This window comes from Paenibacillus sp. NPDC101420, assembly GCF_050277435.1.
Lineage (GTDB): Bacteria > Bacillota > Bacilli > Paenibacillales > Paenibacillaceae > Paenibacillus_AQ.
On the sequence record NZ_JBNNSE010000004.1, the window covers coordinates 47839 to 72525 of the forward strand.

The following is a 24687-nucleotide window of genomic DNA, read 5'->3' on the forward strand; positions in this document are numbered from 1 at the left end:
AAAGGGGATAAAGCACCTGCAGGTGCTTTTCTTTGCATAGCAGAAAGAATAAGATTCGATACGGTAAAGCCTTAATAAATAAACTTTCTCCTTCGATGTGAATGAAATTTCGTACTGCGTTTACCTTTGGATGACAGTAACAGGGATGCGCAGGATTGATTTCGTGTATACTAGGGTATGAAGTAGGTAAAGGTAAATTTTACTTGGCATTACTACAGAGCAGGACAAGACATACATATTTGCCAGCGGCTTGGAGCCGCGGAGGGCTGGGGTGACGAACATGATAACACAAGAAATATTACTCGATTTCATGCGGGAAACTGCATATAAACCAATGACTTATGAAGAGCTGGTGAGCCATTTTGCTCTAGAAGATAGCACAGGGTTTAAAAAGTTCGAGGAACTACTAATTGAATTAGAGCAGGACGGAAGAATTGTATTAACTCGTAATGCACGTTATGGCGTGCCGGAACGAATGGATTTACTGCGAGGCCGGTTACAGGCTCATGCGAAAGGCTTCGCTTTTCTTATCCCGGATGATCGTGATCATCCTGACGTATATATCCATGCGAATGATCTTAAGGGAGCTATGAATGGTGATATCGTCCTTATCCGTATTACCTCTAAAAGTCCGTCCGGCGGACGTATGGAAGGCGAAGTTGAGCGCATTGTAAAACGGGGAGTATTGCAGACGGTTGGCGTATTTCAAAATCTGGAGACCTATGGCTTTGTGCTGCCTGATGATAAACGGATTAACCGCGATATTTTTATTCCGAAGCAATCCTTCATGGGGGCGGTAGACGGTCAAAAGGTCGTTGTACGTATCGTGAATTATCCAGAAGGCCGATCAGCGGCAGAGGGTGAAATTATTGAGATCCTCGGACATAAGGATGATCCAGGAGTCGATATTCTATCTATTATCCGTAAGCATCAGCTGCCAGAGGCCTTTCCGGCTGAAGTGATGAACGAAGCGGACAACGCTCCGGATTCAATCACAGAAGAGGAAATTGCTGAGCAGGGACGTCGCGACTTGCGCGGACTAAACATTGTCACGATTGATGGTGAGGATGCTAAGGACCTGGATGATGCGGTTAATGTTCAGCGACTGGAGAACGGAAACTACAAGCTAGGCGTGCATATTGCGGATGTAGGTTATTACGTACGCGAGAGCTCTGAGCTCGATAAAGAAGCCTATGATCGGGGCTGTAGTGTGTACTTGGTGGATCGGGTGATTCCGATGCTGCCTCACCGTTTGTCTAACGGTATTTGTAGTTTGAATCCACAGGTAGACCGCTTAACGATGTCCTGCGAGATGGAATTTAACGAACACATGAAGGTCGTGAAGCACGATGTCTTTACAAGTGTGATTCGCACCAAGGAAAGAATGACTTATTCCAATGTCCGCAAAATTTTGGAGGATGAAGACGCTGAATTGCTGGAGCGCTATAGTCCATTAATTGATGATTTCCGTCTCATGAAAGAATTGGCGATGAAGCTGCGTGATGCACGGATGCGGCGAGGCGCGGTTGATTTCGATTTTGAAGAGAGCAAAATCATCGTAGATGAGAACGGCAAGGCTGTAGATATTGTGAAGCGTGAGCGTTCTGTAGCTGAGCAGATTATCGAGGAATTTATGCTCGCGGCGAATGAAACAGTCGCGGAGCATTTTCACTGGTTGAAGGTTCCGTTCCTTTACCGGATTCACGAAGATCCAGATCCAGAGAAGCTGCAGAATTTTATGGCTTTTGCAGCTAATTTCGGATATCACGTGAAGGGACGTGGCAATTCAGTTCATCCACGTGCTTTGCAGGATCTGTTGGAGCAAATCCAAGGGACTAAAGAACAGACCGTTATTAGCACAATGATGTTGCGTTCCATGAAGCAGGCAAAATATGATGCGGAGAGCACAGGCCATTTCGGACTGGCTGCGGAATACTATTCCCACTTCACTTCGCCGATTCGCCGTTACCCCGATCTGGTCATTCACCGCGTAATGCGTGAAGTGATTGAGAATGGAGGGGCGCTGAGCCAGAAACGACATGATTATTTGGCCGGCCGGATGCCTGACATTGCTCAGCAGTCCTCGGAGCGTGAGCGTGTAGCGGTAGAAGCAGAACGCGATACAGAGCAGCTGAAGAAAGCTGAATACATGCAGGATAAAGTAGGCGAGGAATTCGAGGCAATGGTCAGCAGTGTGACCAGCTTCGGAATGTTCATCGAGCTGGACAATACTGTCGAAGGCCTTATTCGACTCAGCGCTATGAGCGACGATTATTATCACTTCGACGAGGCCCATATGGCGCTCATCGGCGAGCGCACATCACGGGTGTTCCGTATTGGCGACGAGGTGAAAATTCGAGTCGCCAAGGTAAACATGGATGACCACACGATCGATTTCGAGTTGGTCGACATGAAACCACGCGCGCCAGGTGAGCATCGCGGCGGTGGTTTTGGAGGCGGCCGCGGTGGCAAAGGCGGCCGTCCAGGTAGCGGCGGCTTCAAGGCGCCAGCCGGGGGTAAAGGCGGCGCGGGCAGCAAGGGCCGCGGCGGTAAAGGCAAGCCCGGCGCTGCTGTAGGCGCGGGCAAGGGCAAGCCGGGCGCTGGTGTGCGCGCCGGCGAAGGGCCGCGCGAAGCGGCCGGTGTTGGCGCACCGGGCGGACGCGGAAAGCGGAAGCGCGGGCGTGATTCCGGCGAGGATGCGAGCCGGGTAGTTACAGCGCCGGGCGGAAGCCCCGGCGCAGAGCGCGGGGGCGAAGCCGGCAACGCAGGCGCGCCACGTGAGCGCAGCGGCGGGCGAGGCCGCGGCGGTGACAACGGCGGTGCCGGTGGTGGACGCGGCATCAGCTTCGGCTTTGGCTCCGGCAAAGGCGGATACGGCGCTCCTGCGTCTGACTCTTCCGGCGGCGAGGTCCGCGGCCTGGACGGCAGCACGAAGTTCCGTAGCCGAGAGGACCGCGGCGGTAACTTTGGCGGTGGAGAAGGCCGTAGCGGCGCTCCAACAGGTAAAGGTCGCCGGAAAAAGAAGAACAAAAGCGGTGTGTTCATCGGTCAATCCGTGACACCAGGCAACGTTCAGACGTCAGAACAAGCCGCTTCTAAACGTAGTGAAACTACAGGTAACGCACCAGACGGTGCTCCTCGTAAGAGAAAGAAGAAATAAATAACGTTATTGGGCTACATTACGTAGCTCTATGACGCAAAATTAAGCACTGCCCCCTTTGATTGGGGGCGGTGCTTTTTTAATTCTTTTTCGCGGCTCAAGTGTGAAATTCTCATTTATGACCGAGACTATTGGTTGCCACAAGTTTGTTGAGTAATAATCAGAAGAAGCTAGGTTGCAGCATTGTTTGTAACTATGACACTTGGGTTGGAGCAAAGTAACCCGTGCTATCACGATGCTTATTTTTTAATTGCATAATGTGCAGTTAAAATTCCGGCGTTTCAGTAGAGATTGAGGTTAATTGCACTTTGTACATTAAAATGTGATCAGTATCTTCAAAACGGCATGATTTTGAGTTTTTAACTGCAGAAAGTACAACTAAACAACCATCGAGCATCTAAATATATTAAATAGATGTATAAAGTGCATTTATGTAGCTTTAGGGTAGCGTCGGAGGGAGAGAGTGAATAGAAAAGGGTATGAGTTGACTGGGATGTGTGAATATAGAAACATAAACAATTTTTTATAAATAAATGTAATTAAAGTTAACTATTGGGCAAACTTACTGACAACTAGTTGTCAAAATGGCTGGGAAAGGATTACCTGATCCTTCCTTGCGCACAATCGATTCCATTTGTTACAATATAGATCAGACGTTCGATGACTATGTCGTTTAAGATTAGAGAGACATGGTTACTTTAACTTATGAATATGATTCAAGGAGTGATTCTCATGGGTAAAAAAGCAGACGGGAAAGTACTTGCCCAGAACAAAAAAGCTTCCCATGATTATTTTATCGAGGATACTTATGAAGCTGGCTTGGTGCTGACAGGTACAGAAATCAAGTCGCTACGTAATGGCCGCGCTAATATTGGAGATGCTTTTGCTACGATCCGTAACGGTGAGATTCACATTCACAACATGCATATCAGCCCTTTTGAACAAGGTAATCGTGCTAACCCTACGGACCCGACGCGTACTCGTAAATTGCTGATGCATAAGGAGCAAATTCATAAACTGCTGGGCTTGTCCAAGCGAGATGGATTTACGATTGTGCCACTCAAGATTTATGTGCGAAATGGCTATGCGAAGCTGTTAATTGGTCTTGGTAAAGGTAAGAAAGAGTACGATAAACGTGACTCTGCTGCTAAGCGTGATGCTCAACGTGATATTCAGCGTGTATTGCGTGAGAAGCAAAAGATCGCCAGATAATCTAGGAAGAATGTACGATTCAAATGAGTACCAGTTTCCACCTTCAATTCCTTTAACCTACGTGTTAAAGTATTGATAAATGTGATATACTGAGTAAGTAAGATTATTGCTTCGTTACAGACTTCTTGAAGAAGAAGCTGTGGATAGGATCTCTCTTGCTTGGAAGATCCGCTTGATCCGAAGCGCCCTTTTTAATGAGGGGCCGTTCTTGGATTCGACGGGGGTAGTTCGAGCATGAGTAGCGAGTAGTGGGGACGCGTCCGCTTCATCAACGCTAAAGCCTATTAAACGGCAAACAACAAAACAACTACGCTTTCGCAGCCTAAGAAACTGCGCGCGTGCTTCTACCCTGCATCGCCCATGTGACAGGGATAGGGGCTAACAAGTAGTGGGATACGCCGTCTGGTCTCCGCCTGGGGTCAACGGAAGAAGATAATCAGGCTGACCCAACGTATAGCCGGTTACGGGGCGATACTCGGGTGACATCAAAACTGTGACTACACTCGTAGAAGCTTATGTGCCGTTATCTTCGGACAGGGGTTCGACTCCCCTCGGCTCCATAAGAAAAACCCGCTAAAATAGCGGGTTTTTTGCTGTTTAGTGGTTGGATTGCAGACCGAATGTAGACAAGGAGTTATAGGGAACTAAATGTGTTCATTATTGTAGACATGTTGTCTACATCTAAAATTAGATCATTCACTTTGAAGTTATTAATATCTATAAGAGCCCGAACTGATATAAAATTATAGTATTAAGCATCCAAAAACAAAAACATTCGGAGGAATTACTATCATGAGTTTTACTATTGATTATGTTAAAAACAAAAACAGAATTATTGTAACATCGGACGGTATGGATGTTGAGGATGCCCTTGCGTACGCGGAACAATTTCCGAAAGTACTGAAGAAAACTAAGCGAGGGTTTACAGGTATGACTGTAATTACTGGTGGCCTGGTATTTAAGCAAGAAGTGTTGGCAATTCTTGCTCCAACTAGTGAAGATGCTGTGAAAGCTGGAATCTCTACAAAACACAAATGGGTGTATGTTGCGCCTACCTCTTTCTACAAAACGCAAATGCATCGTATGTTTAAAGATATTGCAAACTTGTACGAATCGATAGAAGAAGCTGAAACGTATCTTGATTCTGCAGGGAATTAGCAACTTCTAATAATTAAAAGGGTCCAGCCATCATCTGTAGCGGCAAAGGTACTTTTGCGTATTAACTTATATAATTGCATCACTATACTAAGGAGATATTCCTATGATCAGTCTCCTTTTTTAACCATAGATAAGTAATTTTTATACGATTCTATAATTTGTTAAATATATAACAAGGAAGAACAGTAATATAGCCAATTTTTATCTAAGTAAAATCAGACGGACTCATCAAATGCTGGTTAGAATGCTTCTAGGGTGACATCAAAACTGTGACTACACTCGTAAAAGCTAATGTGCCGTTATCTTCGGACAGGAGTTCGACTCCCCTCGGCTCCATATGGAGTGTAAGTGATGACACCTTTAGGGGTGTCTTTTTTATTTCTTTTTTTCTATTACAAGTACAATAAAATAAACTGAATTCATTGTAACGTTTTTATGTTTAGTTAGTCTTATATATGTAAGGTGGTGAACCATTGGACAAATCAGATGAATTAGAAGGAGTCTATGATCAATACTTCCGTGATGTATACATATTTGTGCTGTCGTTAAGCAGGGACGAGCAGATTGCCGAGGAAATTACACAGGAAACCTTTTTTAAAGCGCTGAAGCGAATTGACCAGTTCAGGGGGGACTGCAAAATGAGCGTCTGGCTGTGTCAGATTGCGAAAAATACTTATTTCTCCTATATGAACGGGCAGCGGAAGTTAGCTTCGTTGGCTGTACAGGAAGAAGAGGGCAGCATTAATCTGGAGCAAAAACTCATTGATCAGACTGAAGCTATGCGTATTCATAAGGTTTTGCACGTTTTGAACGAGCCGTATAAGGAGGTTTTTATGCTCAGGTTATTTGGAGAACTATCTTTCGATCATATTAGTCAAATCTTTGGGCGAACGGAAAGCTGGGCAAGAGTGACCTATCACCGTGCTCGGCTAAGAATACAAAATCTGCTAGTGGAGGATAAATGATGAACCGAATCTCATGTGACGTAGTTCAAGATCTTCTCCCCTTGTATTATGATGACATATGCAGTGAAACTAGTAAGGGACTGGTGGAGGAACACCTTGTTGATTGCCCTGACTGCCGTTCTTCTCTGGAACAATTGAAATCCAGCCTGAGCTTGCCCATTCAAGATATGGAAGTAAATAAATTGGAGGGAAAAGGGCTGCAAAGCATTAAAAGAATGTGGAGCCGTACCCGATCGATGGCTTTTATGAAAGGATTGTTTGTGGCTGCTTCCGTATTTGGAATGTTGATTGTTGGCTACTTCGGTCTTTTCCGCTGGAATATCCTACCGGTGTCATCCGACCATATTATTATTTCTGATATAAGAACCATATCAAGCGGTGAAATTGCTTTTCGTGTTCAAATCAGGGACGGGTATAGTTTCGCTCATGTGAAGAATACCGTTAAGGATGATGGGAGTTTCTATATGATCCCCGTTCATCCTCTTATCATATCGAAGAAATATAATGCCTCCAATCCAGTCAATGGCGAGATGTTCGTCAATCCTCTGAATGTAAGGGCCTATCAGAAGAAGTATGGTAAGGACGTGGAGATTACGTCCATCTACTACGGTTCACCGGATCATCCGATTCTGATTTGGAAGAAGGGAATGGAACTGCCGACGGCAAGTCGATAATTAGGGGGCTCATGTTGAGACAAGGGCTGTTCGACTCCCCTCGGCTCCATATGTTAAATCCACAACCGAATCTGGTTGTGGATTTTGCGTTTCAGGGATAAGAAACTATAGAATAAGATGCTCTTTTTACAGAATTCTCACTATTTCAAATCAAATCCTTTGCTTTTTACGTATTCCGTATAACCATCCAACGGCAAATCTTTATCCAGCATGGCGATGAATTTTCCGGACCAGCTTGCCATTTGTTTGTTATTCGTTCGCGCGCCGTAGTACTCCTCGATTTCCCGGTCATATCTTTCGACCTTTGCTTTAAGATCTGGATCATACTTGTTTTCAAAAAATACGGCAGACCGTGGCAACCGTGGCTTTTGCTCTGGAACCTCGTCGGGAACACCTACTGCAAGACCGACCAAAGGAATGACGAAGTCCGGCAGTCCAAGCCATTCGTCCAGTCCAGGCAGGGCTTCGTTAATTCCGCCAATAATCACGGCTCCGAGCCCCATCGATTCGGCTGTCAGATTGGCATTTTGCAGGGCAAGCGCGGCACTCAGCACAGCGGATTGGTAAAAATACGAGAAGCTCAGGTTACGACCCATTTTTTCTTGTTGGTCCGGGCCAGCGGCCAACATCATCCGATGAAGATCGGCGCAAAAAATAAAAAAGTACCCACATTCCTCAATCGATGGATTTTTCGAATGCACCGCGATCTTCTTCCGAAGTTCCTGATCGTTAACGCCGATGATCGAGAACGGCTGCATATGCGCCGAGGTCGGTGCCATTTGCGCTGCATCGACAATGGCTTCGATTTGCTTGCCAGTCAACGGAATATTTTTAAACTTACGGATGGAGCGATGCTGGCGGATCACTTGCATGACCTCATTCATTAAAATTCCCTCCCAATCGATGGTTTTTGTGGAAGCTGTAAGAAAATTGTGTTTTGCAAAATGGTTTCCATGGAAACGATGATAACAAGAAAAAGATATCTTGTCAAATGGTTTCCGCGGAAACCATGATATAATAAAAAGAAAAAAGGTAGGCTTGCCTTATGCCAGATATGAATGATGATTTGCTTCAGCTCAAAAACCGTATCGAAAAGTCCATTTACCGGATCCTCATCAGCGAAACCGACGAGGACCAGGATCGGCTTTGGCTCATAGAGCACATCTCCGACGACCGGCTAAAAAGGCTGCTGCCCCGCCTATCCGTCTCAAGCCTGCACGTTTTGGACGTCATCAATATGCATGAAGGTATTAAAGGGGCTGATATCGCCCGCGATATGGAGATAACGAAAGGCGCCGTCTCCAAAATCACCCGCAAATTGCTGGATTATGACCTGATCCGGAAAACCCAGCTGCCGGACAACCTGAAAGAAATTTATTTCTCCATGACTCCGCTCGGCACCGAATTGGCCGAACTGCATCGGGTATTCCACCAGGAGAAAGATCAAAAGGTGATGGAACTGTTGACAAGTTTCGATGCAGCGTCGTTGGAAATTGTGGCAGACTTTTTGGAGAAGCTAGCCCGTCTGCGATAGGGCATGGGTGCTCCGATAGGTAACGGTTTTGCATCGCCACGGTTCTCCTCCATATGGAGTACCAGTGAAAGACACCTTGAAGGGTGTCTTTTTTTATGTTTTTCAAAGTATGATCTAGACTATGTGTAATGGTTCAAAAAAACTGCGTATTTTGCTAGGTCCAGTATCTTACGTGTATGGAATTAAAGATTGCAGTGTAGAAAGCATGCTCGTCCCGTAATCAAAGTTGATAAGCTCTGGAAATGCTATTCATTCAGTCTTAGAGTTGTGAAAGTTTTGAAGGCCAAAAAAATTTAAGGTTCTATATAGGGATAAAAAAGGCAAACATAGGATAGGAAGAGTTAATAGGGAGATATAAATGAAAACCAGTATACTTATGCTATAATTTAATAAAGTGACTCTGTGCTTTTAGAAAAATTGGATAAAGGATGCATTGACCAACCATGTATGAGAATCAGACTTCTATGCACCACAAGCTGTTTATTATCGGCGCAGGTGCTGCCGGACTAATGGCCGCCGTTACTGCGCGTGATATGGGTATCGATACTGCCATTCTGGAGGGTAACGACCGGATTGGAAAGAAGATATTAATGACAGGTGATGGCCGCTGTAACATTACGAATGAATCCACTGCAACGGGTACGGATGAAGCAATCGCTTTATCGCGCAAGTATCACAGTAATCAGGCCGGATTTCCACTTGCGGTATTGCAGCAATTTGGCATCCGTCAAACCATAGATTTTTTCTCCTTCCTCGGGCTTCCGCTTACAAGATTGAAGGAGGGCTTGATGTATCCAATGTCGCTGCAGGCAGCAGCGGTGCTGGATATTTTCCAGCTTGCGCTGGAGGATCGGAATGTTCCGGTATACCTCAATAACAAAGTGTTGGATGTTACTGTTTCGAAGAATCATCCGCGCTTCAAGATAAAATGCCAAACGGAGACAGAGGAGGAGGTTGTTTATACTAGCGACTATCTACTTCTATCTGCGGGTGGTCTTGCCGGTCCAAATGCGGGAAAAGAACCTCCTGGGTATACACTTGCCGAACGTCTGGGACACACCCTGATTGAGCCTTTGCCGGCCATTGTGCAATTGAAGCTGCAATATCCGAATATGAGGGCACTGTCCACTATCAAATCTCAGGGACAAGCTCATATCATTGTGAACGGTAAAGTCATCTGCAGTGAACAGGGTGAAATTGCCTTCACGGATTATGGTATTACCGGCCCGCCAATTCTTCAGCTAAGCAGGAAGGCTGCGTATCATCTTGCAAGAGGAGAACAGGTAACATTGTCGGTTGATCTGATGCCGGGCCGCACGGAGGAAGAGTTGGTTGAGTTTTTAGAAAGGCTCTGGGAGACCTTTGGACACCGGACTGTGGCGGATTGCCTTGTTGGCATCTTCAATAAGAAGCTTGTTTCTGTCCTACTAAAAGAGACTGGCTTAGATCAACAGCCAGAGCTGCTTTGCCAGGATCTATCGATGAAAACCAAGGGAAAATTTTATCGAATCTTGAAGCGTTGGGAATTTAAAGTGACGGATACCAATGGCTTTACGAATGCGCAAGTGACAGCCGGCGGCATTGATACGTCGGAACTCATCGAAGGAACGCTGGAATCCAAGCTGGTGCCTGGGCTGTATTTGGCTGGCGAAGTGATGGATGTCGACGGAGATTTCGGCGGCTATAACCTGCAATGGGCCTGGAGTTCCGGATATGTGGCCGCCATGGCGCTAGCTAAGTCAATTCAATAAATTTATTAGGAAAAGGGATGCATCAATTAACATGTATAAGGATCAGACTTCTAAGCACCACGAGCTGTTCATTATCGGTGGGGGTGCTGCAGGTCTAATGGCTGCAGTTACAGCGAGGGATCAAGGTATTGATACAGCAATTATTGAAAGCAATGACCGGCTTGGGAAGAAAATAATAACGACGGGTAACGGGCGTTGCAACATTACGAACCAATCCACCGCCACGGGTACGGATGAAGCGGCCGCTTTATCACGCAAGTATCACAGTAATCAGGAAGGATTCCCAATACATGTATTGCGGCAATTCGGTGTCCGCCAAACGATCGAATTTTTCTCCTCGCTCGGGCTTCCTTTTGTAAGCTTGGAGAATGGCCGGATGTATCCGATGTCGCTGCAGGCGGCTTCGGTGCCGGGTGTATTTAAGCTGGCGCTGGAGGATCGGAATGTTCCCGTATATTATAAACATAAAGTGTTGGATGTTACCGTTTCGGCGGGACATCCGCGGTTCGCGATAACCTGCCAGACGGAGACAGAGGAACAGGTTGTGTATACCAGCGACTATCTTTTTCTATGTGCAGGCGGCCTTACCGCTCCCAAAACGGGAACGGACGGCTCCGGTTATACGCTTGTCCAACGTCTGGGGCACACCCTGATCAACCCAGTGCCAGGCATTGTACAATTGAAGCTGGATTATCCGTATTTGAAGGAACTATCGGGCATCAAATTTGAGGGAGAGGCCCATGTTATCGTAAACAATGAAGTCATCCGCACTGAGTCTGGTGAGATTCTTTTTACGGACTATGGTATCTCGGGCCCGCCCATACTTCAGCTCAGCAGAAAGGCTGCGTATAATCTCGGAATAGGAGAATCGGTGACATTGTCGGTTGATTTAATGCCGGAGCGCACGGAGGAAGAGTTAATTGATTTTCTGGAGATCCACTGGGGGATCTTCGGACACCGGACGGTTGCCGATTCTTTTGTGGGCATCGTCAGCAAGAAACTGATTCCAGTTCTGCTGAAGGAGGCTGGAATTGATCAACAGCCGCACTTGCTTTGTATGGATTTATCATGGAAAACCAAGAAAATATTTTATCGAATCTTGAAACGTTGGGAATTTAAAGTGACCGATACCAATAGCTTCACGAATGCACAAACAACAGCCGGTGGCATCGATACGACGGAGCTAATCGAAGGAACGTTAGAATCTAAGTTAGTCCCTGGGCTGTATTTGGCAGGTGAAGTGATGGATGTCGATGGAGATTGCGGCGGCTATAACCTGCAATGGGCCTGGAGCTCCGGCTATGCTGCCGCGATGGCGCTTGCTAAACGACGTGTTAGCGCCACGTAATAGGATAGATGGTTGCTGACTCTTGGCATGTTGCAGTGGAAATACTTGCATGCCCTAGAACACACGGAGGCTAATGGATTTACCGTGCCACGCCTGGGTTCCATATGGAGTAAATAAAAGACACCTTGAGAGGTGTCTTTTTTCAATTAATTCTTATTCCAATATTGCCAGACTGCTGCCCTTGTTGCATTCGCTGAAAGGCTTGAAGGGTGTCTTGTAAAGGATACACACTATCAATGATAGGGCGTATCGAGTGGGATTCCATAAATTCAAGCATCGCAATAAACTCTTCACTGCTTCCCATTGAGGTGCCGATGATACTAATTTGGGGGTAAAATATGGATCGTGCAGCTATTTCCATTCGATCTCCTGAGCTTGCTCCGAACGTAACGATCCGGCCATTTGGCTTAATGATATCAAAGTACTGTTGGAACGTAGCTGGCCCGATACTGTCCAAGATGAGATCCACTGTATCTCCTTTCATACTTTCCTTCCAATCGCTATGACTGTCAAAGGCATGATCTGCCCCATGTGCAAGAGCAACTTGCCTTTTTGTTTCACTTCGTGATGTGACACTGACTCTTGCACCCGCTGCTGAAGCCATAAGCATGGCATAAGTAGCCACACCGCCACCAATACCCGGAATAAGGATATGTTCACCTTGCTGTAAGCGGCCTCTCGTAAACAAAGCCCGATAGGCTGTCAAGGCAGATAAGGGCAACACGCCCGCTTCTTCCCAAGACAAATAAGCTGGCTTGCTGATGGCATTTTGCGCAGGGATGACGATAGACTCGGCAAATGTACCATCTGAAGGGCCGCCCACTATGGCCGGAACGTTCGGGACATCGTGGGTGATTTCCCATCCGATACACGGATTAATGATTACATCGGTACCTACTGTAAGTGATGTTATGCCTTCACCTACCGCTTCAATTATACCCGCCCCATCAGAGCCCATAATCAGGGGAGCATCCTCATTTTTTCGATCCGCTATGAGAAATAAGTCTCGATGATTTAACCCTGCGGTTTTCAGCCTTACTTTTACTTCACCGAAGCCTGGCTGTTTATCAACAACGTCTTCATATGTCAGGCTCTTCAAGCCGTTCATCCCAGCATGTACGATTGCTTTCATCCTAATCCTCCAGTAATTCGTATTTCAATGAATCTATATTGAATTGTACAGAGTGGGAATCATACAGTAAAATGAACAAAACCGATTGTGAGTATCATAAATGATCATACCAAGCAGGTGACATAGAAATGGAAAGCGGAGATTTAAGAATATTTCAGGCTGTGGCTCGAGAGGGGAGCATAACCAAGGCTGCGCAAATGTTGAACTATGTACAGTCTAATGTGACGACTCGAATTCAGTATCTTGAGGCTCAGTTGAAAACACCCCTTTTTCGGAGATCCAATCGAGGAATGACGCTAACTTTGGCTGGAGAGAATTTACTGGGGTATGCGGATAAAATACTGACTCTGATGGACGAGGCTGTGAAAACAACACAATATTCGGACCATCCTGCAGGGCCTCTTCGGATAGGCTCCATTGAAGCGACAGCAGTCATTCATCTGACTCCTCTATTGGCCGAGTATCAATCACGATATCCGGATGTTAATTTATCGCTCACTACGGGTGTGACACATGCGCTCTTACAAAAGGTGTTGGATTACGAGCTTGATGGAGCGTTCGTCTATGGTCCTGTTGATGATCCAGATATAGAACATATCGCGGCCTTTGAAGAGGAGTTGGTGTTGATCTCTGAGCCTGGACAAAACGAAATGTATGAGCTACTCATGAAACCGATGTTGTTCTTTGACGTTGGATGTACGCATCTGGCAAAAGCAGAGAGTTTTCTGAGAGGCACTGGCCTGACCACTTATCAGATTATGGAATTTGGCACATTAGCAGTTATTCTAGATGGCGTTTCCTCTGGACTTGGTGTGTCTATGCTACCACAGTCATCGATTGCCAAGGCGGAAGAACAGGGCATAATCACTTCCCACCGTTTGCCTGAAGAGTATCGAGATTTGCAGGTATGGTTTGTGCATAGACATGACACAATTTACTCAAGCGCGTTAACCAGGTTAATACAATTAGTTGAAACTAGGCAATAATAGTTCACCCGCAACGATCGATACGTCGAATGTTAGTGCTAGACCATTTCATCAAACAATTTAAGTAACACGCAGCAGGAGGAAATGATGAATTTTATAAAAGATCAACTAGCAGGATACGGTGTAAACGAACAAATGACAGGTTATCTTTCGAATATAATCATGGTCTTATTTATAGCACTACTCTCTGTACTGGCCAATTTAATAGCCAAAAAAATCGTGCTGAAGATAATTATTCATTTCATTAGTAAGGATCGGTATGCATGGGATAATATCGTTTTGGAGAAAAAAGTGTTTCACAAGCTGTCGCATCTCGCGCCAGCCTTCATCATCTATTTTTCTGCGTCTATCTTTCCGCTATATCAGGCTTTTATTGAAAAATCCGCCTTAACTTATATGATTATCGTAACTATCACGGTGTTTAATGCACTACTTAATGCCATCGATGCTATTTATCGCTCATTCGAGGTCTCCAAGATTAGACCGATCAAGGGGTACATTCAGGTTGCAAAGATTATTCTATTTATCATTGGTGTTATTGTGGTGATCTCTAACCTCATTGGTCAGAATCCATTGATTATTCTTAGTGGGTTAGGTGCATTATCAGCTGTTTTTATGCTAATTTTCAAAGATTCTATATTGGGCTTGGTGGCAGGTGTTCAATTATCATCTAATGATATGGTGCGTGTAGGTGACTGGATCGAAATGCCTAAATATAATGCGGATGGTGATGTAATTGACATTACATTGAATACGGTAAAGGTTATGAATTTCGATAAAACAATCACCATGATTCCCAGCTACGCCCTTATTTCAGACTCGTTCAAAAACTGGAGGGGTATGCAAGTATCTGGCGGCAGAAGGATTAAACGAAGCGTTCATATCGATACAAGCAGCATATGCTTTTGTACAAAAGAAATGATGGAGGAATTCCAGAAGATTCACTACCTTTCCGATTTTATAAGGGCAAGATTAAATGAAATTAGCATTTATAATATCGAACATCAAATCAATACGGAGAGTAAAGTAAATGGAAGACATCTCACGAATGTTGGTGTATTCAGAGAATATATCCATGAATATCTGAGGAATCATCCTAAAATTCATAAGGATATGACGCTGATCGTCAGACAGCTAGCACCAGAGGATAATGGACTGCCCTTAGAAATCTACGCGTTTAGCAATGATACTAACTGGGTGGTGTATGAATCGGTTCAAGCGGATATCTTTGATCACATTTTTGCAGTTGTACCGATATTTGGGCTTCGTGTTTTCCAAAACCCGACGGGCCATGATATTGCTCGCTTAAAAGAAAGCAAAGAGTATTCGTCTGAATACTGAAGATAAGAATGATTTGCAGGAGAAGGCATTTCTTAATATCAGTAAAAAAGCGACCATCGTGGTCGCTTTTTTACGTTTTTTTCATTTTGGAAAGGATCATAAAACGTGCGATTTATTGGGGTGCGGACATAGCTGAAGACTCTAATGGAAGTTCCCAGATTCATTTTCTGAGAATTTGCCATCGCTGTCATGCAGAGCTTGTTTGCGGCGATCATTACGGGCTTGCTGCTGCTGTTGGGCTTCCAGGCTGTTTACGGGCGTGGCTTCCAGTTCTTTTACTGTGTTGATTAGATTCTTATCTGGTTGATTTGCACTCAATTGAAAGATCCTCCCTTGATTATCTAATGGTTGTGAATTTTATTATGTGCTGGCTACTGTGTGGCTATTCATGTTGTATTTTCACAAGAGCCCAGGATACATTGCTGAAAGTACGGGTGAATCAATGCTCTGTCCTATAATCATTAACTCAGAATACTGTTAGATGTGAAAAAATATGAGGAAATGATTGTATCGGAACTGATTTCTGTTCTGATATGTTGAGGATGTTTTAGTCCCATAAAATGTAATATTGTCAGGAGGTGAAAAGGAAGCTTTATATCTTCTTGCAAGCGGTTACAATTCTATCTGCAACAAATTAGAATCAGGAGGGAATAAAATGAAAAAAAGTATTGCCAAGGTAATCAGTATTGGTGTGTTGTTTTCTCTTGCACTTTCTTTGATAGCAGGTGGATGGACAAATACAGTAGTGCATGCTGCTGGTCTTTCGATGACAGGCAGTGGAGGCTGGAATGAAGCGGCATATGTGGAATGGTCACCTGTAAGTAATGCGACAGGATATAACGTATATGTTAAACAGGCAAGCGCATCAGATTCGGGGTACCAACAGATTGATAATGAATTGATCCGCAAATATTCTTCCTATTGGAGAGCGGATGCTGTAGGGCTTGCAGCTGGAAGTTATGTAATGAAGGTTGAAGCTACCCTATCAGGGGGAGGAACGGCAAGTGCGGTATCAAATACGTTATCCGTAACGTCATATGATCGATCTGGGTTTGCTTTTTCGGCAAGCTCGCCATTTGGTACGGGTTCTGGCGCTTATAATGAGAATGGAACCCTCAAGAATGGTGCTCAAGTGCTGTATATAACATCTCAGAATGCGAAAACCGTAACACTTGATGTGAAAATCAACAGCTCAGGTGCTGTACAAACAGGCGTTGGTCTTGGTAGCATCTTGGCTCTGAGACAAAAGGGTTATGATACAACCCCACTTGCCATCCGAATTATCGGTAAAGTTACAGCTGCTGACCTGAGTGGACAGCTTAACAGCAGTGGATATCTTGAAGTCAAAGGTAAAAACAATTATTCAGAAATGAATATTACAATCGAAGGTATCGGAAAAGATGCTTATGCATACGGTTGGGGATTGCTTCTTAGATATGTTGGTAATTTGGAAGTACGAAATCTGGGTGTAATGTTATTTCCTGACGATGGCATTTCAATGGATACAGGCAATGCGAATGTATGGGTGCATAATAATGATATTTTCTATGGATCTGCAGGGAGCGATGCGGACCAAGCCAAAGGCGACGGATCTACGGACCTCAAAAAAGGATCAACGTACATTACCATCTCGTACAACCATTACTTTGATTCCGGAAAAGCTGCTCTAGTCGGACTTAGTGAGTCTGCAGAATTCTTTGTTACCTTCCACCATAACTGGTTCGATCATTCGGACTCCCGTCATCCGCGGATCAGAGTGGCCTCTGTTCACGTCTATAATAACTTCTATGATGGAGTCTCGAAATATGGTGTCGGCGTTACAACCGGAGCTTCGGCTTTTGTGGAATCCAATGTTTTTAGAAATACTAAAGACCCAATGCTTAGTTCTTTACAGGGTACAGATGCTTTAGGTGAGGGTACGTTCTCGGGTGAAAATGGGGGTGTGATTAAAGCTTATAACAATCTAATTGTTGATGCTTCAAGTCTTATCTACGCTAACTCCAATACAGGGACAGCTCCTGCTAATGAAACCTCATTTGATGCCTACTTGGCCTCGTCGAGAAATGAAACCGTCCCAAGCTCATACAAAGCAATAAAAGGTGGAACAGCCTACAATAACTTCGATACAAACGTCCAAACCGGAGTGAACGTATCGAATATTGACAACGTAAGCAATGTAGAACAGGTTGTTACGGCAAAAGCCGGACGCCTGAATGGCGGAGACTTCACATGGGCATTTAATGATTCCGTGGATGACGCATCGTATGCACTGAACACAGCACTGATGTCTGCAATCAGAAGCTACACAACGGGGCTCGTCTCCGTAGGGGGCAATTCAAACCCAACAAGTCCGACACCAACTCCAACAGCTACTCCTGTGCCAACAGCGACTCCATCTCCAACAATAGCACCAACAGCAACACCAACACCGACAACGACACCTACGGCAACGCCAGTGCCGACAGCGGCAGCAACCGTTCATAACTTTACCACTGATGGAACAACGAGCAGCTTCTTCAATATCCAAGGGAATCTCTCAACAAGTAAGGGAACTGTGACATATCAGGGGTTAACCCTAACTCAATGTCTAAAAATCGAGAGTGCAACCAGCATTCAGTTCACAGCTGCCAAAGCTTCAACCCTAACCCTGGTGTTCAATACAGAAGGAACTAAAATCAAAGTGGATGGAACAAGTTATCCTATAACGAATGGAATTGCCACTATCTCACTTACTGCGGGCGCACATACCATTACGAAGGATAGTACAGCGAATCTGTATTATATAAAGTTGGAATAGATAGTTTTTTTTCTAAACCGTGCTTCCATAAACTTTTCAAGCAGCGGTTCGACGTGCCTGATCTTATTACTTGAATCATGCCGACGCAGCCGTGGTCGGATGCGCTAACGCTGATCTTACGATTGCTAGACAGTTTAGTACGATTTGCTAATATGTACTTAAGTAAATAACTTAATAGAGGAGGAATCCAATGGATAAATACAATATCCATAGCGACTTTGAACCCTACGCGAAGACGACACTTCCATTAAATCCTTTGTTATTACCAATTTTGAATAAACTCATTGCGAGAAGTGTGAATAAATTCAACTCACCTGAAGGTATGAATGTAACGACAGAAGTTATTCCAGGCTATAAAAGCGGGACAGTCGAGCTGACGATAATTGAACCTGGGTTGAGGTTGAAGTGTATTATACCAAGGGGACCATTCATGGGTATGATATAGCGGAAAAAAGTGAAATTGTGCAGGAGAGTGTAGCAAGAAGAATTGAGGCCTTACGAAGAGCTTTTAAGTAGAAAATAAGAGTCAAGCCATGAGCATCCTTTCGATGATCCATGCGTTTGATTCTTTTTTATTTAAATATCCATAAAATGTAAAAATGTCACATGATAATTTGATGACTACAGTCACTATTTATCTTAATTTAAAAGTATTACAATAAAGGATGGTCCTAAAGATTTAACTTTTGCTAGAGTTGAAGCCTAATAGAAATTATAAAATGATGCACTGGAGGCTGCTCTTGAAGATGAACCCACAACTGTTACGAGACTTCCCGTTCTTCGAACATCTTGATGATGAATATTTAGCCGAAATTGCCAAGTTATGTAGCGAGCGTACTTATATAAAGGGAGAGTCCATCTTTTTTGAAGGTGAAGAGGGTGAGGAACTCTATCTGGTTATTTCTGGAGTTGTTCAAATCTATCAAGATAACCACTCAAGGGATGTAATCCTTTCTATTTTTAGAGAAGGTGATTTCTTTGGAGAGATGGCTTTATTGCAAAATGAAAGAGCACGTTCTGCGTCTGCAAGAACCATTGAGAAATCCACCTTATGTATTCTGAAAAAACGCGATTTCATACCCTTATTAAAAAGTAATCCAGAAATATTAATCGGCATTTTGGAAACAGCGTTAGATCGTCTACGTGATGCCAATAAATTAATAACAGACTTGACCGTTATTGACGTGCGTACGCGCATTGCTCGCGTATTGTTGCGTCTAACAGAACAGCATGGAGTGCCCTCTGATGAGGGTGTTCTAATCGATTTGAAGCTGACGCATCAACACCTGGCGGATATGACAGGAACGGCGCGCGAGACCGTGACAAAATCATTGCTTGGATTACAGGATGAGCAGTTGATACGTATTGATCAGAGGAAAATACTTGTGTGCAACATAGATAGACTTAGAAAGATACTTGATGTGATTTGAGTTCGAGTATTTGGAAATTGTAATTGGGGTTACAGACCATTAATCACCCAAAATGATATAACAATATTAACAAAGAAAGCGCATATTTGGATTTGTTAATCGTAATGACGCAATGATCATCCATAAATGAAAAGAGGAAATGAAATGAGCGTGAAAAGATTAGTTTTATCTATGTCAGGTACTTTTGTACTGGGGATCATTGTAGGAGGGGCTTTGTTGTATAACAATTCGGTGTATAACTCTGTTAAGGATGCCCTGAATGGAAATGCCACGCAAAATTCGGTAGGTAGCGTTGATATGAGTGGTATGACACAGGTTAACATTCAGGGCATGGATCTTGAAGCAGCAATGATGGCTGTACAGTCGAATCGTGCAAGTATGTTAGAGGATCAGTTGAAAGATCAAATCGCATCCGTACAAGCCAAGAATGAAACAATCTCAAAACTGAATCAATTGCTAGGAGTGATCAATGAAGAGCTAGCGAAGCTTCCTTCAGGTGCCGAGGCCAACGCTGCTGTAAAGCTGGCAGATGACAAGGGGGCCATGTTTACTGCTATGAGTATGGCTATACCGCAAACAAAAGGGCAACTTGAGAATCTGTTGGGACAAATCAAATCACAGATTGATAGTGCAAGTAATAGTCAGCAAATGGACATGCTGCGCCTGCAAAGTCTAACGAATAAACGTAACGAAGCTTTTGATACAATGACAAATTTCATTAAAAAAATGCAAGATTCCAGAAGTAGTGTTATTGGAAATATGCGGTGATGAGTTAAACCTATGATACCAAGTGCTGCAGTAGATTTTCTACGTGATCATCCGTTATTACGAGGTATTCCTGATGATGAGCTACGAAATGTAATTAATGCTATAAAACTTGTGTCTTTAGAGGATGGACAACGACTTCTTATGGAAGAGTCCACCTCTAAGGACTGTTTCATTATATGGCAAGGGAAAGTGCAAGTCACCTCAGTGAACTTAGTTGGAAAGGCGTTGCTCTTAGCTGAACTTGGACCGGGAGAGTTAGTAGGAGAGATTGGTCTTATTCGGAACGTACAAAGATCAGCTAGTGTTACGGCAATCGGGACAGTAGAAGCGTTGCGTCTGGACCGTTCCTCGTTCGAATATTTGGCGAGCCTGAGTCCGCTATTTTATGAGAGTGTGCTTGTGAACATACGGATTCGAATGATCCATAGTATGCTTCGCAAAGCGACAATCTGGTCGGTCATCCCTGATGCTGAACTTCGGGGTCTTGCAGAGATTACAACGATCAAGAAAGTAACGAAGGGCGAAGAGATTATCGTAGAAGGTGCGGTAATGGATCAATTTCTCATGTTTAGTAGCGGGAGTATCGAACTTCACGGTCAAAAGCGGCGCAAGACTGTTCTTCGTGAAGGGGATTTTTATGGAGAGACAGAGTTACTAACAGACACGGCTTCCTCACACACGTTGATCGCGATAGAAGATAGTGAATTGCTAATCATGGGCAAGTTAGAATTCTTAACTATACTCGATTATTACGCTCCGGTTCGTCAACAACTCATTGAGTTTCTAAATATGCGAACACCCCATATGTTGGAGAAAGTGACCATCGCCTTCGGCGGGGAGTCTGTTGCAGAGGATAATAAATCGCTACCTAAGGCCAAGGACAAGTGGATGGAGCAATTACTCTGGTTGGTCGGTGGATTCCTTGTCTTATCCTTCTTGGCACTGTTCCTTCATAGCCAATGGTGGAAGATCGCCGCCTTAATTGTTGGAGGTGTGGTGGGTCCCCTAGCATTCGTAGCTTTTGTGAGAAATCAGCAGTTAATAGGCTTTCGTCAGAGGAGGCTTGGTTTAGTTTTTGTGTCTACCGCCATTGTTGCTATCCCCCTGGCTTGGTATTTAGAGCGGATTTGGCTTTTTGAAGTCAAAGCAAGTTCCTTTGACTTTTCGCAGTTTTACGTGCCTTTGTCTGTAGCTCTAATAGAAGAAACTGCAAAATTATTAGTCTGTGTGATGCTCGTTCGAACGCGAAAAATCCATTTTCTGATGGATGCAGTGGTGTTTGGTGCCGCAGCAGGAATGGGATTCGCTGCAGTGGAAAGTATTATTTATGGATGGGTGCATATAGACGAAGCCTCTTCACTTGGGATGCTCGCCGTCCTATGGATGAGAGCATTATTATCGCCATTCGGTCATGGAACATGGACTGCGATTGCAACTGTGGGAATCTGGTATGCAAGCAGCATGCATAAGCACTCGAATTTGGGGGACGGTAAGCCGTGGACGAGAGGGCTACGTGCAATGGGGATGTTTTTGGCAGCAGTCGTGATGCATGCACTATGGAATTATCACTTTGAATCGGGTCTGATGAAGGCGGGAGCTATGGCTGTAGTCGGGTTTATAGGACTCTATTTATTATTCTCACTTATTCGTAGGGGAAGAAAAGAGGAGTTCCATGCATTGAATATGTTGAATCCAACCACGCATGAGGCGATAAGGCATGACGATCAAGTGAAGCCAATGACGCAGGAGCTTTACTGTGAAGGCTGCGGGTCATTGTCTCCTCAGGGTACCCGCTATTGTGCACGCTGTGGCCAAGCATTAAGGGTTAAATGATAACTAACTTAACTCTAACGTAGTCAAAAGCTCCATTCCTAGAGGAACGGAGCTTTTTTGCGTGTTCATTTAGAAGCAGGTAAAAGATTGGATGGATTGCAAGCTCAATCCAGTGTAGATCCAAAATCTTCCGTTGCACTGAAACCCCGCAACCGAGGTGCGTCCTACGAAAACCGGGAAAAACCAGAATTGATTTCTATTCACGAGCTAAACGTACGTATTCCGAAACAAACAATCAGCAATTGCTCCCGGATCGACAGCCAAGGGTGAAACCGCAGATTGCTGAGGGATGAATTCCGGGGGAGGTGAGCTGGGTGCCGTGAGTTCCTGTTCCTCGATGTGGCTGCGACTCACTTAGCTTCTTCACATAAATCGGAGATTGCTATGTTTTTGGTTAGTTGCAATAGAAGGTCATAGAATTGCTTTCTTTGCTCCATTGAAAGATTCTCCAGCATGTTGTCAGCGACTGTATCCTGGAAAGTAAGAACTTCCTCAATCGTGGATTGTGCAAGTTCCGTAAGCTGGATCAGTGTAGCTCGTCGGTCGGTTGGATCAGGAATTCGAACGAGGAGCTTATCCTGCTCAAGTGCATCAACAAAATCAGTAACGGTGCGTGCTTTGATCCCTAACTTAACAGCTAACTCATTCATACGGATATTGCCTGTTTCGGCAACGACTGAAAGCAGGCGTAACCTGGGACCGGAGAGATGATAAGGCGTATTAAGCGCTAATAACTGGGATTGAAATTCTGTTTTAATGTAGTTGGTTGATCTCATTAATATGTGAATGACGTCTATCGCCTTGGGATGATCTGTGTTCATGGATGTAGTGCCTCCTTGACTTTATTGTCAATTTTTCATACTAAATTTCATGGAAACGGTGAATATGTGTGCACTCTTAATGAGTACACTCTTTATATTATACTCTTATAAGGCGCATCCAGCTATTCTTCCATGTAAATGATATAACTTGACACGCAAGAAAATAATGAGTATCCTCAGTAATATATAATACTGAGGATACTCATTATTTATCTTTTTACTTATAGTTCATTATGAATTTAATCAGAAAAGAGGTTTAGATCATGACGGATACATCATCACAAAATGCAGATAAGCTGCTGAAAATACTTGTAGTTACCTTAATATTCTCGGTTATGAACGGTACGATGTTCAATGTAGCTCTCCCTGAGATCGGCAAAGAGTTTAATCTCGTTCCATCGCAGGTTAGTTGGATTATGACCAGTTATATGGTGGTTTACGCGGTAGGTTCCATCGTCATGGGGAAATTGGCGGATAAATATCGGTTGAAAGATTTGTTAACGTATGGACTGCTTATATTCGCTCTCGGTTCATTAATAGGTCTGCTTGCTAGTGAGTTTTGGATTATTATTCTGGGCCGTGTAATTCAAGCTGCCGGTGCTTCCGTACTTCCTGCAACAGCAATGATCATTCCAATCCGGTATTTTGCTCCCGAGAAGAGGGGGAGAGCACTTGGGACTTCTGCGGTTGGGTTAGCGCTTGGTAATGCTTTGGGACCGGTCGCTGCAGGCCTTATCACCAGCTTTGGAAGCTGGAGACTCATGTTCGTCCTTTCCTTGCTTCCGCTACTGACGCTTCCTTTCTTCCGAAAGTATTTAGATAATGCGAGAGGGAAGGCAGGAAGTATTGATGTCCTTGGTGGCGGGTTACTAGCTGCAGCAGTCGCAATCTTCTTGCTTGCCATCACACAGATGCAAGTGTGGTTGTTCCTCGGGGGACTTGTCTTATTAGCCTTATTTATCATTCGGATTCGGAAAGCTGAGGAGCCCTTTATTAAACCCGTTTTGTTCCGTAACAAAACCTATTCGATTGGGTTGTTGCTTGCTTTTACGACGACAGCTATGAGCTTTAGCATGACATTCATGACACCACAATTTCTAGCGACAGTGAATGGTTTGTCCCCTTCGACCATTGGTTTCGTGTTAGTACCAGCTGCTATTGCTTCGGCTATCATGGGACGCAAGGGAGGCAGGTTGGCTGATGATCGTGGTAATTTCGTACTTGTGTTCGTCGCTTCGGTATTGTTATTTCTTGCTTTCTCCCTACTCTCTACTTTTATTGGATTATCGGCATATTTCATTGCCATTATTTTAATATTAGGGAACGTGGGCCAGACTTTCATGCAAATCTCGATGTCCAATACGATTTCGCGGACGCTGCCAAAAGAGGAAACAGGAGTGGGTATGGGATTACTCTCCATGATCAATTTTATCTCTGGCGCGATGGCCATGAGTGTGGTCGGTAAAATGCTCGACAAGGGTACTGCTGTTGTGCAGTTCAATCCTTTGAATACTAACGCTACTGCTCATGTGTATAGTAATATTTTTCTCGTCATGTCCCTAGTGATTATTGCGGTAGTTGTGATTTACCGTTATCAGTTTGGTACGGGTGCTCCCGGGTCGATGAGTATTAAGAAAAAAATGGAGGTTTAATATGCCGCATTCAGCGCCTTATGGATATTATTCCCTCTATAAATTAAGCGCATGAAAAACCCATGGAGGTTATAATAGATACAAAGAAGAACCGATGTTTGCTAACCAACAGTACAATAGACCCC

The 24687-nt window shown here is 44.3% G+C and carries 20 protein-coding genes, 1 other RNA gene and 1 pseudogene; 17 read left to right on the forward strand and 5 right to left on the reverse strand.

What is annotated here, in order from left to right; all coding sequences use genetic code 11:
- Positions 1-280 precede the first annotated feature (280 nt).
- From rnr to ACQKMP_RS18190, 6 genes are all read left to right on the forward strand, one after another.
- Positions 281-3160, forward strand: coding sequence for a ribonuclease R (gene rnr / locus ACQKMP_RS18165; protein WP_427470665.1), 2880 nt, complete (start codon positions 281-283; stop codon positions 3158-3160).
- Positions 3161-3892: 732 nt separating this feature from the next.
- Complete coding sequence (smpB, locus tag ACQKMP_RS18170; protein WP_339244261.1) at positions 3893-4372, forward strand: SsrA-binding protein SmpB; 480 nt, start codon at positions 3893-3895, stop codon at positions 4370-4372.
- 198 nt (positions 4373-4570) lie between these two features.
- Positions 4571-4935: a transfer-messenger RNA gene (ssrA, locus tag ACQKMP_RS18175) on the forward strand.
- 229 nt (positions 4936-5164) lie between these two features.
- Complete coding sequence (locus ACQKMP_RS18180) at positions 5165-5530, forward strand: hypothetical protein (protein WP_042184038.1); 366 nt, start codon at positions 5165-5167, stop codon at positions 5528-5530.
- 473 nt (positions 5531-6003) lie between these two features.
- On the forward strand, positions 6004-6495 hold the full coding sequence (locus ACQKMP_RS18185; protein ID WP_339244263.1) for an RNA polymerase sigma factor: 492 nt from the start codon (positions 6004-6006) through the stop codon (positions 6493-6495).
- A complete protein-coding gene (locus ACQKMP_RS18190; RefSeq protein WP_339244264.1) occupies positions 6492-7169 on the forward strand; it encodes a zf-HC2 domain-containing protein in 678 nt (225 codons plus the stop codon). The genes ACQKMP_RS18185 and ACQKMP_RS18190 overlap by 4 nt, the downstream gene beginning before the upstream one ends.
- Positions 7170-7309: 140 nt before the next feature.
- On the opposite strand, the gene ACQKMP_RS18195 is transcribed toward ACQKMP_RS18190, so the two are convergent.
- Positions 7310-8053, reverse strand: a complete 744-nt coding sequence (locus tag ACQKMP_RS18195) for a nitroreductase family protein (protein ID WP_427470315.1) — start codon at positions 8051-8053, stop codon at positions 7310-7312.
- Between the two features lie 161 nt (positions 8054-8214).
- Between ACQKMP_RS18195 and ACQKMP_RS18200 the strand changes: the two genes are divergently transcribed.
- The 3 genes from ACQKMP_RS18200 to ACQKMP_RS18210 all read left to right on the forward strand — a co-directional run bounded on the left by ACQKMP_RS18200 (position 8215) and on the right by ACQKMP_RS18210 (position 11802).
- Positions 8215-8703, forward strand: coding sequence for a MarR family transcriptional regulator (locus tag ACQKMP_RS18200; RefSeq protein WP_339244268.1), 489 nt, complete (start codon positions 8215-8217; stop codon positions 8701-8703).
- Positions 8704-9146: 443 nt separating this feature from the next.
- Positions 9147-10454 carry an aminoacetone oxidase family FAD-binding enzyme gene (locus ACQKMP_RS18205; protein WP_341126483.1) on the forward strand — a complete coding sequence of 436 codons (1308 nt, stop codon included), beginning with the start codon at positions 9147-9149 and terminating at the stop codon, positions 10452-10454.
- Positions 10455-10485: 31 nt separating this feature from the next.
- Positions 10486-11802 carry an NAD(P)/FAD-dependent oxidoreductase gene (locus ACQKMP_RS18210; protein ID WP_042184042.1) on the forward strand — a complete coding sequence of 439 codons (1317 nt, stop codon included), beginning with the start codon at positions 10486-10488 and terminating at the stop codon, positions 11800-11802.
- 142 nt (positions 11803-11944) lie between these two features.
- Here the strand turns inward: ACQKMP_RS18210 and ACQKMP_RS18215 are convergent, their stop codons facing one another.
- Entirely contained in the window at positions 11945-12934 is a 990-nt protein-coding gene (locus ACQKMP_RS18215; protein WP_042184044.1) for a zinc-binding dehydrogenase, read from the reverse strand.
- Positions 12935-13062: 128 nt separating this feature from the next.
- On the opposite strand from ACQKMP_RS18215, the gene ACQKMP_RS18220 reads away from it, so the two are divergent.
- Both ACQKMP_RS18220 and ACQKMP_RS18225 read left to right on the forward strand, forming a co-directional pair.
- Entirely contained in the window at positions 13063-13920 is an 858-nt protein-coding gene (locus ACQKMP_RS18220; protein WP_427470319.1) for a LysR family transcriptional regulator, read from the forward strand.
- An 87-nt stretch (positions 13921-14007) separates the two neighbouring features.
- Positions 14008-15261 (forward strand): mechanosensitive ion channel family protein, encoded by a 1254-nt coding sequence (locus ACQKMP_RS18225; protein WP_379424967.1) that lies wholly within the window; start codon positions 14008-14010, stop codon positions 15259-15261.
- Positions 15262-15402: 141 nt separating this feature from the next.
- On the opposite strand, the gene ACQKMP_RS18230 is transcribed toward ACQKMP_RS18225, so the two are convergent.
- Positions 15403-15579 carry a hypothetical protein gene (locus ACQKMP_RS18230; protein ID WP_179085866.1) on the reverse strand — a complete coding sequence of 59 codons (177 nt, stop codon included), beginning with the start codon at positions 15577-15579 and terminating at the stop codon, positions 15403-15405.
- Between the two features lie 337 nt (positions 15580-15916).
- Here ACQKMP_RS18230 and ACQKMP_RS18235 point away from each other — a divergent pair, with 337 nt between their 5' ends.
- From ACQKMP_RS18235 to ACQKMP_RS18255, 5 genes are all read left to right on the forward strand, one after another.
- Positions 15917-18058 (forward strand): pectate lyase, encoded by a 2142-nt coding sequence (locus tag ACQKMP_RS18235; protein WP_427470321.1) that lies wholly within the window; start codon positions 15917-15919, stop codon positions 18056-18058.
- Positions 18059-18248: 190 nt separating this feature from the next.
- Positions 18249-18503 carry a hypothetical protein gene (locus ACQKMP_RS18240; protein WP_339799704.1) on the forward strand — a complete coding sequence of 85 codons (255 nt, stop codon included), beginning with the start codon at positions 18249-18251 and terminating at the stop codon, positions 18501-18503.
- 301 nt (positions 18504-18804) lie between these two features.
- Positions 18805-19488 (forward strand): Crp/Fnr family transcriptional regulator, encoded by a 684-nt coding sequence (locus ACQKMP_RS18245; protein ID WP_339244289.1) that lies wholly within the window; start codon positions 18805-18807, stop codon positions 19486-19488.
- A 144-nt stretch (positions 19489-19632) separates the two neighbouring features.
- Positions 19633-20256 (forward strand): hypothetical protein, encoded by a 624-nt coding sequence (locus ACQKMP_RS18250; protein ID WP_427470323.1) that lies wholly within the window; start codon positions 19633-19635, stop codon positions 20254-20256.
- Between the two features lie 12 nt (positions 20257-20268).
- Positions 20269-22089, forward strand: a complete 1821-nt coding sequence (locus ACQKMP_RS18255) for a PrsW family glutamic-type intramembrane protease (protein ID WP_427470325.1) — start codon at positions 20269-20271, stop codon at positions 22087-22089.
- Between the two features lie 69 nt (positions 22090-22158).
- Here the strand turns inward: ACQKMP_RS18255 and ACQKMP_RS18260 are convergent.
- Both ACQKMP_RS18260 and ACQKMP_RS18265 read right to left on the reverse strand, forming a co-directional pair.
- Positions 22159-22422 (reverse strand): annotated as a pseudogene (locus ACQKMP_RS18260) (hypothetical protein); the annotation flags it as partial.
- A 17-nt stretch (positions 22423-22439) separates the two neighbouring features.
- A complete protein-coding gene (locus ACQKMP_RS18265; protein ID WP_042184059.1) occupies positions 22440-22910 on the reverse strand; it encodes a MarR family winged helix-turn-helix transcriptional regulator in 471 nt (156 codons plus the stop codon).
- Positions 22911-23173: 263 nt separating this feature from the next.
- Here ACQKMP_RS18265 and ACQKMP_RS18270 point away from each other — a divergent pair, with 263 nt between their 5' ends.
- Positions 23174-24562: an MFS transporter gene (locus ACQKMP_RS18270; RefSeq protein WP_427470327.1), complete on the forward strand. Its 1389-nt coding sequence runs from the start codon at positions 23174-23176 to the stop codon at positions 24560-24562.
- Positions 24563-24687: the final 125 nt, after the last annotated feature.